The 15,639-nt window shown below is 68.7% G+C and carries 12 protein-coding genes; 4 read left to right on the top strand and 8 right to left on the bottom strand.

The window, feature by feature from the left end:
* Window positions 1-101: 101 nt before the first annotated feature.
* Together QN358_RS17330 and QN358_RS17325 are read right to left on the bottom strand one after the other, a co-directional pair.
* On the bottom strand, window positions 102-1,115 hold the full coding sequence (locus QN358_RS17330; protein ID WP_136642787.1) for a magnesium and cobalt transport protein CorA: 1,014 nt from the start codon (window positions 1,113-1,115) through the stop codon (window positions 102-104).
* A 9-nt stretch (window positions 1,116-1,124) separates the two neighbouring features.
* Complete coding sequence (locus tag QN358_RS17325; protein ID WP_323513096.1) at window positions 1,125-2,807, bottom strand: NAD(P)/FAD-dependent oxidoreductase; 1,683 nt, start codon at window positions 2,805-2,807, stop codon at window positions 1,125-1,127.
* A 62-nt stretch (window positions 2,808-2,869) separates the two neighbouring features.
* Here QN358_RS17325 and QN358_RS17320 point away from each other — a divergent pair, with 62 nt between their 5' ends.
* Both QN358_RS17320 and QN358_RS17315 read left to right on the top strand, forming a co-directional pair.
* Entirely contained in the window at window positions 2,870-3,859 is a 990-nt protein-coding gene (locus tag QN358_RS17320) for a DNA-3-methyladenine glycosylase 2 family protein (protein ID WP_323513095.1), read from the top strand.
* Between the two features lie 35 nt (window positions 3,860-3,894).
* Window positions 3,895-7,695: a proline dehydrogenase family protein gene (locus QN358_RS17315; protein ID WP_323513094.1), complete on the top strand. Its 3,801-nt coding sequence runs from the start codon at window positions 3,895-3,897 to the stop codon at window positions 7,693-7,695.
* A 66-nt stretch (window positions 7,696-7,761) separates the two neighbouring features.
* On the opposite strand, the gene QN358_RS17310 is transcribed toward QN358_RS17315, so the two are convergent.
* Window positions 7,762-8,196, bottom strand: coding sequence for a GntR family transcriptional regulator (locus QN358_RS17310; RefSeq protein WP_237280429.1), 435 nt, complete (start codon window positions 8,194-8,196; stop codon window positions 7,762-7,764).
* 3 nt (window positions 8,197-8,199) lie between these two features.
* Window positions 8,200-8,628 (bottom strand): Lrp/AsnC family transcriptional regulator, encoded by a 429-nt coding sequence (locus QN358_RS17305; RefSeq protein ID WP_116281334.1) that lies wholly within the window; start codon window positions 8,626-8,628, stop codon window positions 8,200-8,202.
* Between the two features lie 255 nt (window positions 8,629-8,883).
* Here QN358_RS17305 and ddaH point away from each other — a divergent pair, with 255 nt between their 5' ends.
* A complete protein-coding gene (gene ddaH / locus QN358_RS17300) occupies window positions 8,884-9,735 on the top strand; it encodes a dimethylargininase (RefSeq protein WP_338054636.1) in 852 nt (283 codons plus the stop codon).
* The gene (rocD, locus tag QN358_RS17295; RefSeq protein ID WP_136642790.1) at window positions 9,732-11,060 is read left to right on the top strand and encodes an ornithine--oxo-acid transaminase; all 1,329 of its coding nucleotides are present in this window, start codon (window positions 9,732-9,734) and stop codon (window positions 11,058-11,060) included. Before ddaH ends, rocD begins: the two co-directional genes overlap by 4 nt.
* A 564-nt stretch (window positions 11,061-11,624) precedes the next feature.
* On the opposite strand, the gene QN358_RS17290 is transcribed toward rocD, so the two are convergent.
* The 4 genes from QN358_RS17290 to QN358_RS17275 form a co-directional block, all read right to left on the bottom strand.
* Window positions 11,625-12,413, bottom strand: coding sequence for a hypothetical protein (locus tag QN358_RS17290; protein WP_136642791.1), 789 nt, complete (start codon window positions 12,411-12,413; stop codon window positions 11,625-11,627).
* 209 nt (window positions 12,414-12,622) lie between these two features.
* On the bottom strand, window positions 12,623-13,414 hold the full coding sequence (locus tag QN358_RS17285) for a hypothetical protein (protein ID WP_136642792.1): 792 nt from the start codon (window positions 13,412-13,414) through the stop codon (window positions 12,623-12,625).
* A gap of 107 nt (window positions 13,415-13,521) precedes the next feature.
* Window positions 13,522-14,784, bottom strand: a complete 1,263-nt coding sequence (locus tag QN358_RS17280; protein WP_136642793.1) for an alpha-hydroxy acid oxidase — start codon at window positions 14,782-14,784, stop codon at window positions 13,522-13,524.
* Window positions 14,777-15,589 carry a FadR/GntR family transcriptional regulator gene (locus QN358_RS17275; RefSeq protein WP_323513097.1) on the bottom strand — a complete coding sequence of 271 codons (813 nt, stop codon included), beginning with the start codon at window positions 15,587-15,589 and terminating at the stop codon, window positions 14,777-14,779. Before QN358_RS17275 ends, QN358_RS17280 begins: the two co-directional genes overlap by 8 nt.
* Window positions 15,590-15,639: the final 50 nt, after the last annotated feature.

Here is a 15,639-nt window from a genome sequence, read left to right as displayed (position 1 = left end):
CGTTCATGACCCAAGTCAACCACCAACCACTGACATTCACTCAACAAATAGGGCCCAAATCGACCCCCACCAGAAAAGAATCTCAAAAAACTTTTTCGCCCCTAGAGCCAACCGCGCTTCTTGAACGCGAAGTACAGCGCCACGCCCGATCCGAGCATCAACGCCAACGCAAACGGGTACCCGAGAAACCACTTCAGTTCGGGCATGTTTGTGAAGTTCATCCCGTAGATCGCTGCCACCAGTGTGGGAGCAAACAGCACCGCAGCCCACGACGAGATCTTCTTCACCTGCTCGCCCTGGGCGAGGCTCGTCTCGGTCATTCGCGTCATCTCGTCGTTCTGTTTCTGCGCGATGAGCGTCGAGTGAACCGTGAGGCCGTTTTCGAGAAGCGAACGATACGAATCAGCCCGCTCTGTGAGCCGGATGACATGGTCGAGCACGTCACGAAAGTGGCGTTTGATTTCGAGGTCGCCGTCGGCGCTGAGGCCTTCGACGAGGCGGCTGATCATGTCTTCGAGGGGGGTGGTGGCGCGCTGAAACGAGATGACTTCGCGCAGCAGGTCGTAGATGCGGCGGGAGACGTCGCGGTCGCCGCTGAAGATCTGGTCTTCGATCTCGTCGATGTCGTTTTCGAGGCCCGAGAGTACGGGGGCATAGTCGTCGACGATGAGATCGAGGATGCCGTAGAGAATCGTGTGGGTGCCCTCGGCGAGCAGGTCGGGGTGCGCCTCGAGCCGGCGCCGAACTGCGTCGATGTCGGGGAAGTCGAAGTGGTTCACCGAGACCACGAAGTCGGGTCCGAGAAAGAGGTGCACTTCACCGAACTGCACTTTTTCGACGTCGTCGAGGTACTTCGCGGGGCGCAGAACGATGAACAGCGTCTCACCGTAGCGCTCGAGTTTGGCGCGCTGGTGGCCGGTGAGGGCATCGGTCACGGCGAGGTGGTGCAGGCTCAGCTCGTCGGCGACGGCCTGTAGTTCGGCTTTGTCGGGCCGGTTCATATCGATCCAGGCCACGCCCTGGTTGGCGCGCATGACCTCGAAGGTCTCGTCGAGGTTCTTTGGTTCGGCAGTGCGTCTGCCGTCGACGTAAACAGCGTTGTCGGTGATGGTCACGCAGTCAGACTAATGGTGGATGCCCGGCTCTCCTTGCCCGCTGCCCTGGGCTTGCGCGGCGGCCGTCACTCGTTCGATCACGGCCATCGCCGCGCTGTGGCCGCCGAGGCCACTCACTGCTCCTCCTCGGCGTGAGCCTGAACCGCACAGCAGGATCCGCTCGTGCTCCGTCGCCACACCCCACCGCTGGGCGGGGGTGTCGAGCGGCTCGTCGTCGTCGGCGAAGGGCCAGCTGAGGGTGCCGTGGAAGATGTTTCCGCCGGGCAGGCGCAGCGCGTGCTCGAGGTCGAGGGTGGTCTTGGTTTCGATGCAGGGTCGCCCCCGGGCATCCAGCATCAGGCAGTCTTCGATGGGTTCAGCCAGAACGCTGTTCAGCGAGGCGAGCACGGCCGCCTGAACTTCGTCGCGAAACGCGTCGTTGGTCTCCTCGGTGACGAGGCGGTGCGGCACGTGAAGGGCGAAGACAGTGAGGGTGTGGGCGCCGGCAGCGCGCAGTTCGGGCGAGAGGATGCTCGGGTCGGCCAGTGAGTGGCAGTAGATCTCAGCCGGCAGCGGCCGGGGGAGGGCGCCACTGGCGGCAGAGAGGTAGGCCGCATCGAGTTGGCTGTAGGTCTCGTTGATGTGGAAGGTACCGCCGAACGCGGCCTCGGGTGAGAGGGAGGGGTCGCGCAGGGCGGGCAGGCGGGTGAGCATGAGGTTGACCTTGGCCTGGGCGCCTTCGGGGGCGGCCGCACCCGCGGGCGTGCCGGGTGAACCACTCGCGGCGGAGAGCAGCCGCGCCAGCTCGGTGGGCGAGACGTTCGCCAGCACGGTGTCGGCGCGGAGGGTGTGCGGGCGGGCATCCAGAGCGTAGGTGACCTCACCGGTGGGCGACACGGCCGTCACGTCGGCACCGGTCACGAGGGTGGCGCCGGCCGAGCGGGCGGCGGTGGCGAGTGCGGTGGTGACGGCTCCCATGCCGCCCACGGGTACATCCCAGTCGCCGGTGCCGCCGCCGATGAGATGGTAGAGAAAGCAGATGTTCTGGGCGAGGTCGGCGTCGTGGGCGCGGGCGAAGGTTCCAATGAGGGCGTCGGTCAGTACGACCCCGCGCACGACGTCGTTCGCGAGGTGGCGCTCGATGACCTCGCCGATGGGTCGCTCGATCATGGAGTGCCAGAGATGGTCGGCGGCGAGGCGTTCGCGAAGGTCGCTGCGGCGGGGCAGGGGGCCGGTGAGGGTGGGCCAGACCACCTCGGCGAGGCGGCGAGTGTGCTCGTAGAAGTCGGTGAAGGGGTCGGCGTCGGCGGCGGCCCCGATGGCGGCGAACGAGGCGCGGGTGGCATCGGGGTCGGCCGTGTCGATGAGGAGGCCGGCGGTGGCGCGCAGGTCGCCGTCGCCGGGGAGACCGGCGGTTCCGCGCGGCACCGGCGTGTACGACGAGTAGCGGCGCCGCACCAGGGTGAGGTCGAGCCCGAGTTCGGTGATGATCTGCTGCGGAAGAAGGCTCACAAGGTAGGAGTAGCGCGAGAGCCGGGCATCCACCCCCTCGAACGGGCTCGCCGAGACGGCCGCCCCGCCGAGCTCTGGCAGGCGTTCGAGCACCGTCACGGCGAGCCCGGCGCGGGCGAGGTAGGCCGCCGCGACGAGGCCGTTGTGGCCGCCGCCGACGATGACGACGTCGGCCGTGAGGGTGGCGGGTTCGCTGTTCATGCCCCGAGCATAGGCCTGTCGGTTCGCGAGTGTCAGACGAACGACTTAGTCTTCTGAGCACGATGGATGCACAGCTCAACGCCACACGGCAGACGGGCGTACGGCTTGCCACAGGCCGCTCCGTCGCCGCGCCCGCGCTTGCACCGCTCAGCACGGTGTACACGCCCGCGCACCCGGTGAACCTGCGTCAGACCGTCGGCCCGCTGCTGCGTGGCGTCACCGAACCCACCATGCGCTTCACCCCGAACGGGTTCTGGCGGGTCTCCCGCACCCCTCTCGGCCCGGTCACGCTGCACGTCGAGAGTCGCGGGGCTGACGTTCTGGCCACGGCGTGGGGCCCGGGCGCCGAATGGGCTCTGGATGCCCTGCCCGAGCTGCTCGGCAAATCAGACGACTGGTCGGGGCTCGACCTCAGCGCCGTGCCACCCCTCGCCGAGGTGCGGCGGCGCCACCCGGCCCTGTGGCTCACCTGCACCTCGCTCGTCTTCGAGACCCTGGTGCCCACCATCCTCGAGCAGAAGATCACCACAGTCGAGGCGCGCAGGGCGTGGCGGTACCTCGTGGCGAAGTACGGCGAGGTGCCTCCGGGGCCCGCGCCCGAGGGCATGCGCGTACAGCCGAGCGTGCGCGGCTGGCAGCTGATCCCGTCGTGGGAGTGGCACCGGGCGGGGGTCGGCCCCGAACGTTCGCGGGCCATCATGGCGGCGGCAGCGGTCGCCTCCGGGCTCGACCGTCTCGCGGCCGCCGGTCGTTCGGTGGCGGGCGTGCTCGAGAAGCTGCAGACCGTGAGCGGCATCGGCCCGTGGACGGCGGCGGAGACGAGCCAGCGCTCGCACGGGCATCCTGATGCCGTCAGTGTCGGCGACTACCATCTTGCAGCCCATGTGGGGTGGGTGCTCATCGGCGAACCGGTCGATGACGCGGGCATGCTCGAGCTGCTCGAGCCGTGGCGGGGGCACCGGCAGCGGGTGGTGCGGCTCATTCTGGCAAGCGGTGTTCCGAAGCCGCGGTTCGCGCCGCGCGCCACCATTCAGGATCACCGCTGGCACTAGGCCGTGGCGGCCGGTCTGCGGGTTAGTGTCAGAGCATGATCGAACACGCGGAGAACCCCGGGGCAGCGGAGCTCGACGAGGCGCAGGCTGAGGCTGGGGTCGAGCAGGTCGAGCCCGGCAGCGCCGAAGTGCCCGGCGCGCCGGCCGGCCTCCCGGGGCTCGCCGACGAAGCGGCCCTGCTGGTGCGCGAGTGGCTGCGCGAAAGCGCTCAGCTGCCGCCCGACCCTTCCGAAGCCCGTCTGGCCGCCGCCCTGGCCGCACCCGAGACCCTCGCGTTCGCGCTCGACTTCGTCGACGGCGTCATGCGTCCCGACGACCTGGCCGTGGCGGCCGCGAACCTCGAGAAGCTCGCCGAACTGGCGCCCGATGCTCTGCCGGCGCCGCTGCGTTCGGCCCTCCGCGCCGGCGGAACCGTGGGGCAAGCCCTGCCCTGGGCCGTCGTTCCGCTGGCGAAGCGGGCGCTACGCCAGGCCCTCGGACACCTCGTCATCGATGCCACCCCGTCGAAGCTCGCCGACTCCATCGCAGAGCTCACCGCCGACGGATCCCGCCTCACGCTCACCCTTCTCGGCGACCCCGTTCTGGGCGATGCCGCGGCCGCGGCCCGGCTCGAGGGCATCCTCGCGCTCGTGCAGCGCGACGACGTCGATGCCGTCTCGCTGTCAGTGCGGTCGGTCGCCGCGAACGTCTCGCTGTGGGCCTTCGATGAGACGGTCGAACGCGTCGCACACGCGCTGGTTCCGCTGTACCGGGCGGCGTTGCCCGCTGCAGGCTCCGACCGGCGCGCCACGCTGATCACCCTCGACATCGAGCAGTACTGCGATCTCGATCTCACCATTGCCGTGTTCGAACGGGTGCTCGGCCGGCCCGAGTTTCTGAGGCTCGAGGCCGCAATCGTGCTGCAGGCATACCTTCCCGAGGCGCTCGGGGTGCTGCAGGGCCTGCAGCGCTTCAGCGCCGCGCGCGTCGAGCGAGGCGGGGCGCCGATCACCGTGCGGTTGGTGAAAGGGGCGAACCTGGCGGGCGAGGTCGCCGAGGCGGGCATCCAGAACTGGCCGCTGGCGACCTTCGACAGTGCGCTTCAGACCGACACGAACTTCAAGCGGCTGCTCGACTGGGCGTTGACGCCTGCGAGGCTGGATGCCCTCCGCATCGGCATCGCAACCCACAACCTGTTCGACATCGCTTTCGCCTGGTTGCTCGCCGAGCGGCGGGGGGTCACTGAGTGGGTGCACGTCGAGATGCTCTCAGCTGTGGCCTCGCTGGCGGCGGCGCACGCGCAGGTGGTGGCGCGGCACGTCGGCGGGCTGACGCTCTACGTGCCGGTGGTGAATCCGCGGGAGTTCGACGCGGCGGTCGCTCACGTGGTGGGGCAGCTCGGCGGGATGCTGGCGGGCGAAGGGTTTCTCCCGGCAGCGATCGAGCTCGGGGCGGGCGACGCGCTGTTCGATCGGGAGCAGAAGCGGTTTCTTGCCTCGGTGCGGGAACTCGCGTCGGCGGAGGAGCTGAGTGAGGCGGGCCCGGGGGAGTCGGCGGTGGAGTCGGCTTCGGGGGCGCTGTCTTCGACGCTGAGCGAGGCCCGACCGAACCGAACGCAGAATCGCCTGCGGCCCGACGATCTTGCTGCGCGTGCGGCTGGTTCGTCGCCGCGTTCCTCTGTTGGCGCACTCAGTACCACGCCGAACACCGACCCGGCGCTGGCCGCAAACCGGGAGTGGGCGGCGCACCTGCTGAGCCGGGTTCCCGACTCGACACTGGGCTCTGGCGGGGCATCCATCACAGCCGTCGACACCATCTCGATCACCACCGGGGCACTCGACGAGCTGCTCGACAACGCGGCCGAGGCGGGCGCGTCGTGGGGCGCCGAACCGCCCGCCGTTCGTGCAGCCGCCGTGCGCCGCGGCGCGCTCGCGCTCGAGGCGAACCGCGACCGGCTCGTCGAAGTGCTCGCGTCCGAGGTTGGCGCCACGATCGGCGAGGCCGACCTCGAGGTCAGCGAGGCCGTAGACGCTGCCCGCCTCTCTTCCGCGCAGGCTGACGAGGTCGGGCGTGTCGACGGTGCGCGGTTCGTCTCGCCGCGCCTTCTCGTCGTGCTCGCCTCGGCGCAGCCCGCCGTATCGCTCCTGGCCGCAAATGTTCTGGGCGCCCTCGCTGCAGGTGCGGCAGTCATCGTGAGCCCGGCACCCGAAGCCCTTCGTTCGGCAACTGTGCTCGTCGAGGCGCTCTGGGAGGCGGGCATCCGGCGCGAACTCGTCACGCTCTTCGACTTCGACTTCGACTTCGGTCGCGACGAATACGTGCTCGAGCGTGCGCTCGCCACGCATCCGGCGGTCGATCGCGTGCTGTTCTCGGGCTCGCACGAACTGGCCGTGCTGCTGCGCTCGGGGCGCCACGATCTTCGGTTCGGAGGTGAGATCGATGGCGCCGTCGCAAGGGGTGATGCTGCAGCATCCGGTACGGGCGCCGGAATGGGCCCTGCGACCGGCGACGCAACGGGTGCTACAGCGGGCGTCACAACGGGCGCGGCAACGGGCTCCGCGAACATCATCGTCGTCACGCCCAGCGCCGACCTCGACCATGCGGTGGCCGACATCGTGGCGAGCGCGTTCGACCACGCCGGCCAGGCGCGCTCGGCCGTGCACACGGTGATCCTGGTGGGGTCGGTTGCGAAGTCGGCCCGTTTTCGCCGCCAACTGGTCGACGCCGTCACCTCGCTGCGGGTGGGTACCGCTGATGACCCCGCAACGCAGGTCGGGCCACTCGTCGCTGCGGCGACGGGTGCGGTGCTGCAGGCGCTCACCACCCTTGGCCCCGGCGAGCACTGGCTCGTCGAGCCGCGCCAGCTCGACACCGACGGCGCACTGTGGTCGCCGGGCGTGCGCACAGGAGTGGCTGCGGGCTCCGAGTTTCAGCGCGCCGAGCATCCGGTGCCCGTGCTGGGCCTCGTGCACGTTGCCACTCTCACCGAAGCGATCGAGTTGCAGAACTCCAGCGCGGGCGGGCTCACGGGCAGGCTGCACTCGCTCGATGCGCTCGAGGTGCGGCAGTGGGTGGCGCAGGTGTCGGCCGGCACTCTGAACGTGAACCGGGGAATGGCCGGAGCCGTGCTGCATCGGCAGCCGGTCGGGGGTTGGAACCGGGCATCCATCGGCCCAGCTGCCCCTGCTGGCGGCCCCGACTTCGTTGCGAGCCTCGTAGCGTGGCAGCCCGAGGAGGGTGTCGCCAGCTCGGAACTCAGCCTTGCCGGCCTCGAGACCAGCGTCGCTGAGCTGCTCACCGCGGCCACGGCAGGGCTCGACTGGCGCGAGTTCGACGCTGTGCGCCGCGCCGCCGTGAGCGACGAACAGGCCTGGCAGCAGCGATTCGCTCCGCGTGACCGATCGCTCACCGTGCTCGAGATGAGCGTGCTGCGGTACCGCCCCGTCGCCGTGGTGATCAGGGTTTCTGAGGGTGAGCAGTTGCGCGACCTGGTGCGCTTGCTCGCCGCCGCGACCCGCGCCGGATCGCCGCTCGCGCTGAGCACTGCGTTCAAGCTGCCCCGGCCGCTCCGCGCGCTGCTGAAGGAGCGGCACGTGCGGGTCTTCGTTGAAGACGACTCCACGTGGCTGCAACGGGCGGCGGTCGTTGGTGACGGTGCGCCGAGAATCCGGATGCTCGGGGGCGACCCTCGCGCCCTGGCCGACGCGCTCGGCGGTAGCCCCGACGTGGCCGTCTACTCGGGGCCCGCCACGCTCGCGGGTCGCGTCGAGCTGCTGCCGTTCCTGCGGCAGCAGACGGTGACCGTCGCTGCGCACCGCGCTGCCACGTTGGCGCGTCTCGCCGACGGCCTGCTCTAGCCGCGCGCCCGCGGGCCGGGTACGGCGGCTCGCTGTGGGGAGGCAGCACACGTGGGGTGCAGCGCGTCAGACCGCGCGCAGCGCCTCGGCGATCGTCGCCAGCGCCGCGTCGTCGCCGAGCCCCAGCTCGCGCACGCGCCGCGCGTACTCGAGCGCCGCCACCTGCGCCTGGCGCTGAGGCCCGTCGCCGGTGGGCGCAACGGATGTGCCCCCGCGCCCGCGCGTGACGAGCACGCCGTCGCGTTCCAGCTCGCGGTAGACCTTCGCCACGGTGTTCGGCGCGAGGCCAAGTTGTTCGGCGAGCCGCCGAACGGGCGGCAGGGCAGCACCCGGTGCGAGAGTGCCACTTCGAACGTCGGTGAGCACCAGCACGCGCAACTGATCGGATGCGGTCGCCGCTGACCGTGCATCCATCGCCCAACTCGAAACCCCCGTGGTGCTCGCGCTGATGGCCTCCGCGCCTCCGCCGGCACCCCCGCCAGCCCCACTCTCGCCAGCCACCAGCTACCTTTTGATGAGGTTCGACAGCACGATGGCGCTGCGGGTGTGGTCGACGTTCGGAGCGATGCGCACTCGCTCAAGTGCCAGCTCGAGGCTCGGAATGTCTCTCGAACGCATGTGCACAATGGCATCTGCGCTGCCGGTCACGGTTCCGGCGTCGACGACCTCTGGAACGCCCGAGAGGATGCGCTTCAGTTCGGCAGGGGCGACGGTGCCGCGGCAGAACAGTTCGACGTAGGCTTCGGTCACTTTTCCGTCGAGCGAGGTGTCGAGCAGAACGGTGAACCCGCGAATGATTCCGTCGGCGATCAGCCGGTCGATGCGGCGCTTGACCGCCGATGCCGAGAGCCCGATGACCTGGCCGATGTCGCCGTAACCGGTGCGCGCGTTGAGCTTCAGGAGGTCGATGATTCGAAAGTCGAGGTTATCCATTCGAACGAGCTTACGCACTTTTATTGCACGGGGTGTAGATTTGCGCCGCTTTCGAGCGCACGACGCCCACCTGTTGACATTAAGTGCGTGCCACACTGGAGGCCTGGCGTGCTCCTCGGAGCCTCTCGGACAACGTCCGCCATCCACTCTTCTCGGAGGATGCCCGTGTCTACCCCACTAACCACCGCGCCCGTCACCCCCGCGCCCGTCACCCCCGCGCCCGTCACGCCCGCTGCCCAGCACGACCCCGTCACCCTGGCCACACCCGTGACTCCGCCCCTGCGCCGCGCGGCCCCGCACACCTACCTCATGTGCCGCCCCGACTTCTTCACCGTCACGTACAAGATCAACCCGTGGATGGATCCGGCCATCCCCACCGACACTTCCCTCGCCCTCCGTCAGTGGCAGACGCTCTACGACACCTACATCGCCCTCGGCCACACCGTCGAACTCATCGATCAGATCGACGGACTGCCCGACATGGTGTACTCGGCCAACGGCGGTTTCGTCATCGACAACCTCGCCTACGGCGCCAGCTTCACCCATCCCGAGCGCCAGCCCGAGGGCCCCGCGTACATGCGCTGGTTCGCCGACGCCGGTTTCACGGTGGCCGAGCCCCAGAACATCAACGAGGGCGAAGGCGACTTCATGCTCGTCGGCGACACCATTCTGGCGGGCACAGGCTTTCGCAGCGCATCCAACTCCCACGAAGAGGTTGCGCGGCTCTACGACCGCGAGGTCGTCACGCTGAACCTGGTCAACCCGAACTTCTACCACCTCGACACGGCCATTGCGGTGTTGAACCAGTCGGCCGACGAGGCTCCGGATGCTGCGACCATCGCCTACCTCCCGAGCGCTTTCGACGCCCCCAGTCGCGCCGAACTCGAGCGGCGCTACCCCGAAGCCATTCTGGTCAGCGAGGCCGATGCTGCCGTACTGGGCCTCAACTCGATCAGCGACGGATACAACGTGGTCATCGCCTCCCGCGCCACCGGCTTCGAGGCGCAGCTCCGGGAGCGCGGGTACAACCCCATCGGCGTCGACCTGTCTGAGCTACTGCTCGGCGGCGGCGGAGTGAAGTGCTGCACGCTGGAGCTGCGCCGATGAGCGGGGCGGGCGGGGTGCAGGGGAACGCCGCTGCGACGCTCGATGGTGCGGGTCGGAGCGCGAGTGGCGAGGGTGCGGCATCCGGTGCCGGCTCGCTCACCGAGCAGGCCATCGCGCGCGAAGAGGCGCACGCCGCCCATAACTACCACCCGCTGCCCATCGTGGTCGAGTCGGGCGAGGGCGCGTGGGTCACGGGCGTCGACGGGCAGCGCTACCTCGACTGCCTCGCCGCGTACTCGGCCGTGAACTTCGGGCACTCGAACCCCGTGCTGCTGGGCGCCGCGCGTGCCCAGCTGGGGCGCATCACGCTCACGTCGCGGGCCTTTCACAACGACCAGCTCGGCCCGTTCGTCGAGGCGCTCGCCGCCCTCGCCGGCAAAGACATGGTGCTACCGATGAACACGGGGGCCGAGGCCGTCGAGTCGGGGCTCAAGGTCGCACGCGCGTGGGGGTACCGCGTGAAGGGCGTGCCCGATGGCCTCGCCAACATCATCGTGGCCGACGGAAACTTTCACGGCCGCACGATCTCCATCGTGAGTTTCTCCGACGACGCTTCGGCGCGCGACGGGTTCGGGCCGTTCACGCCCGGGTTCCGTTCGGTGCCGTACGGTGACGCGGCTGCTCTTGCTTCTGCGATTGACGAGAACACCGTCGCCGTGCTGCTTGAGCCCATCCAAGGCGAGGCGGGCATCATCGTGCCGCCCGCGTCGTACCTGCCAGCCGTGCGGGAGATCTGCACGGCGGCGAACGTGCTGATGATCGCCGACGAGATCCAGTCGGGGCTCGGCCGCACCGGCAGCACCTTCGCGTGCGACCGGGTGGGTGTCGTGCCCGACCTGTACCTGCTCGGCAAGGCGCTCGGCGGGGGTATCGTTCCTGTCTCCGCCGTCGTCGGCAACGCCGATGTTCTGGGTGTTCTGCGCCCGGGCGAGCACGGCTCCACCTTTGGCGGCAACCCGCTCGCCGCTGCGGTAGGCCTCGCTGTCGTGAAGCTGCTCGCCACCGGCGAGTACCAGGAGCGAGCGGATGCCCTGGGCGCGCACCTGGCAGCGCGCCTCACGGCGCTTCTCGGCCACGGGGTCGTCGCCGTGCGCACCGCGGGGCTCTGGGCCGGCATCGACATCGATCCCGCGCTCGCTTCGGGGCGCGAGGTCTGCGAGCGGCTCATGGTGCGCGGGGTTCTGGCGAAAGACACGCACGGGTCGACCATCCGGCTGGCGCCGCCGCTCACGGTCACGCCGGCCGACCTCGACTTCGCGGTCGACCAGCTCGCGGCGGTGCTCGCGGAGCTCGCGGCGGCTGCGCCGCTCGCGCCCGTCGCCTGACCCGCTCGCGCCCGTCGCCTGACCCGATGGGCTCGTCGACTTTCCCGAGTCTGTCGTTGTGCGCCTTGCGTGGCGACGGTCTGGGGCAAGTCGATCGCCTCCGCCCGGTCGATCGGGCGTGAGCTGCTCGGCCATCCGAGTTCGACGTGCGCTTCGTGGTGGTCTCGTGCGCTGCGTGGCGCCACTGCGTGGCCGATGTGCGATGCCCGTCGCCCTCGTACTCCCCGCGCGGTCAGGGCGCGGTACGGGTGACGCGAGCCCACGAACAGGGCTTCGTTCTCGTGAGCATCAGCCAGAAGCGGTACACCCCACACCGCTGCGGCGGGGCCCACAGCAGAACGGGTGCTCGGGCATCCGCTGCCGAAGGGCCTCGCAGCGACTCCGGATGCCCGCTGGCCTCTCCCTGGCCCGAACCCCGCGAAGCGGAGTCACGATATCGGCGCGCCGAAGCCGCTGCGCACTGACGCCCGCCGCTCGCGCCTGCACGACACTGACCGCGCCGCTGCGGAGTTCCTCCGGGAGTGGTTGTGCACGGTTCGCGCTTCACCCTCCCACCGTCGTGAACTACACGAAGAGGCGGATGACGGCGCTCGCCGAGTTGTTGGTGGGGTTGGTGTCGCCGCCGGAGCCCGTCGGAATTGTGGTTCCGATGGTCACAGGGGCGCCTGCGAGGGTGATCTGCTGAAACTGAACCGTTAGCGGCTGAGAAGAAGCGCCTCCAGCGATGGGGGTGGCATAGATGAAGTAGAGGAAAGTGGGTGAGGTGGTGTCGAGTGTCCAACCAGCGCCGGCATAGGTGACTGCTCCCTTCAGGCTCTCGCTGGGCCTGTCAACGAAGACCGCAGTGGTACCGGTGCTCGGGTCGCTCAGCACGTTCTTCACGGTGACGATGTAGTTCACCGCTGTGGGGGTGTCGTTCGGCAGGATGCTCGGTTCGACCTCGGCGGTCGGAGTGAGGTCGATCAGCGGAAGGGGTGGCTCGGTCGGGGTGGATGTCACTGTGGGTGTGGGAGTCGGCGTGGCCGTCGCACCGCCGGACGGCGTTGGAGTTCCCGTGTTTGTGCCCGCCCCAGACCCCGTGCCCCCACCCGAACCGGTTGTCGACGTCGATACTGCCCCGGTGACCGGCCGCTCAGCGCACGAAGCCGAGTGCGCCGCCGCCTGCGCGGGGGGAGCCCCCGCCGTGCTGATCAGCGCCCCGCCGCCCGCGAGTAGCAGCACGAGCCCGAGCGCCGAAGCGCCGCGCTTGTGTTTGCGGAGCGCAAACCACACCCCGACCCCGGCGGCGACGAGTACCACCCCGACGACGATCCACGAAACGACCGGCAAACCGGTACTGGCAAGACAATCCACTGCGACTCCCAAATGTTCTGGCGAGGCACCGTGGCACCTTCACCCTAAATGACTAACACTCACATTACAGTAGTGAGAGAAAATCGAATATTAGCCTCGTTATCGTGAGCATCAGCCGGAGGTGGTATCCCCCATTCCGCTGCGGCGGTGGCCACCGAAGAACGCGTGCTCGGGCATCCGGTGCCGAACGCTCAACTCACCGTCGTGAATTACACAAAGAGGCGGATGATGGCGCTCGCCGAGTTGTTGGCGGGGTTGGTGTCACCGCCGGAGCCCGCGTCGATGGTGGTCGTGATCGCAACAGGAGCTCCCGCAAGAGTGATGTCCGGAAACTGCACAGTGAGGGGTTGCGAGGAGGCGCCGCCCGCAATTTGACTGGAATAGGTGAAGAAAACCTTATCGGGGGCTGACCTCGTCGAGTCGAGGGCCCATCCGCCACCGCCGAAGGAGACAGGCCCGCTGCTCTCGACGGGAATGACAACGGTGATCTCAACCGGGCCGGTGCTCGGGTCGCTCAGCACGTTCTTCACGGTGACGATGTAGTTCACCGCTGTGGGGGTGTCGTTCGGCAGGATGCTCGGTTCGACCTCGGCGGTCGGAGTGAGGTCGATCAACGGTGCGGGCGGTGCCGTGGTCGTAGGTGGGGGTGTCAACGTCGGGGTGGGCGTGGGAATCGGCGAGACGGTAGGGCTCCCCGATGGCGTCGGTGTAGCGGCGCCCGCGCCCGCGCCTCCACCCGACCCGGGCGTCGACGTCGATACCGCCCCGGCGACAGGCCGCTCAGCGCACGAAGCCGAGTGCGCCGCCGCCTGCGCCGGGGGAGCCCCCGCCGTGCTGATCAGCGCCCCGCCGCCCGCGAGCAGCAGCACGAGCCCCAGCGCCGAAGCGCCGCGCTTGTGTTTGCGGAGCGCAAACCACACCCCGACCCCGGCGGCGACGAGCACCACTCCGACGACGATCCACGAAACGACCGGCAACCCGGTACTGGCAAGACAATCCACTGCGACTCCCAAATGTTCTGGCGAGGCACCGTGGCACCTTCACTCTAAATGACTAACGCTCACATTACAGTAGTGAGAGAAAATCGAATAAAGGAGAAAAGAAAGTGCTACCCGATGTGCACCGGCGCCGAGGTCGCCCGCGCCCGCGGGATGAGTCGCTCGAGCTGCGTCACGTGCTCGGGCGTGAGCTCTTCGAGCGAGTTGACGCCGAGCAGCCGCATGGTGCGCACGATCTGGTCGCCGAGAATCTGAATCATGCGGTCGACACCCTCACGTCCACCCGCCATGAGCCCGTAGAGGTACGCACGCCCCACGAGTGTGAACCGCGCCCCGAGCGCCACAGCCGCCACGATGTCGGCACCCGACATGATGCCCGTGTCGAGGTGAACCTCGTACTCCGTGCCCACCTCGCGAACAACTTCGGGCAGCAGGTGAAAGGGAATCGGTGCTCGGTCGAGCTGGCGGCCGCCGTGGTTCGAGAGCACGATTCCGTCGACGCCCAGGTCGGCGAGGCGGCGAGCGTCTGCGATGTTCTGCACACCCTTCACCACGATCTTGCCGGGCCACTGCGCCTTGATCCAGGCCAGGTCATCGAACGTCACGGTGGGGTCGAACATCGAGTCGAGCAGCTCGCCGACGGTTCCCGACCAGCGGTCGAGCGACGCGAAGGCCAGTGGCTCGGTGGTGAGAAAGTTGACCCACCATTCGGGCCGCGGCAGCGCGTTGATGATGGTGCCGGCCGTGAGCTGCGGCGGAATCGAGAATCCGTTGCGCTTGTCGCGCAACCGCGCCCCCGCCACAGGAACATCGACCGTCACGAGCAGGGTGTCGAATCCAGCCGCGGCTGCCCTCTCAACCAGAGCCATCGAGCGGTCGCGGTCTTTCCACATGTACAGCTGAAACCAGTTGCGACCATTCGGGTTCGCAGCCTTGACGTCTTCGATCGCCGAGGTACCCATTGTCGACAGCGAGAACGGGATGCCCGCCGCAGCGGCCGCGCCAGCCCCCGCTATCTCACCCTCGGTCTGCATCATGCGCGTGAACCCGGTGGGCGCGATACCGAACGGCATCGAGACCGGAGCACCCAGAACATCCCAGCCCGTGGTGACCTTCGACACGTCACGCAGAATCGACGGGTTGAACTGAATGTCTTCGAACGCCTGGCGGGCCCGCGCGAGGCTGATCTCGCCCTCGGCCGCGCCCTCGGTGTAGTCGAAGGCAGCTTTCGGGGTTCGGCGTTTCGCGATGTCGCGCAGGTCGGCAATGGTCAGTGCCGATTCGAGGCGACGCCGCTTCGCGTTCAGGTCGGGGGCCTTGAAGTGCATCAGGGGTGCGAGGTCGCGCACCTTCGGAATTCGACGGTCAACCATGAGTGAGTCCTTTCGGGGTGAGAGGCGGGGTGAGACGTGGGGTGAGGGGTGCCGTGCCGAAACCAGCCTCGGCGTAGTAGTGCGAAATATGGTCGTCGACGGTGGCCCGGGCGACGGCAGGGTCGCCCGCCTCGATGGCGGCGACGATGGCGCGGTGCTCGCGTTTCAATCGGATCGAGGTGGCCTGCCACGATGCGAGATGGGATGCCCCCGCCAGCGCATAGCTTTCGATCGAGTCGCGCAGCCCCGTCATCATGGCCGCGATGACCTCGTTTCCCGCAGCCTCGGCGAGCGAATAGTGAAACTGAGCGTCGAGCGCGAGAAACTCGGCCGTGGTGGGCTCGGCGTTTCCCGATACCTCCATAGCGTCGAGCAGTTCACGGGCCGCCGACAGATCGGGCTGGGCGAGCGCCGCGAGTTGCCCCGCGACGGCCGTCTCGAGAATCAGCCGGGTGCTCACCACGTCGTCGACACGAAACCCCTGCGCCGCAACCTGAAGCCTGATCAACGACGACATTCCACCCGACGGCCTGGCGATGATGATGGCGCCCGAACCGGGCCCCGACCCGGTCTGCGTGCGCAACAGGCCAAGCACCTCGAGCACGCGAAGGGCTTCGCGAACCGATGACCGGCCCACCCCCAGCTCGGCCGACAGCGTTCGCTCGGGCGGCAGGTGATCGCCCGGCACGAGGGCGCCCGAAATGAGTTGCGCCTCGATGTGGGCGAGCACGTCTTCCCACGCGCGAGTCGTCGGCGAGACGCCAGAGACACCAGCGGTACTCGAGATCCAGGGCCTGTTCCACATCGGGCTGGCCGAGCTGCTCGGCGCCCACCGGGCCACGCTGCCCGAGCGCT

Source organism: Subtercola sp. RTI3 (assembly GCF_035018625.1).
Classification (GTDB): Bacteria; Actinomycetota; Actinomycetes; order Actinomycetales; family Microbacteriaceae; genus Subtercola; species Subtercola vilae.
This window is presented reverse-complemented; position numbering and strand designations above follow the sequence as displayed.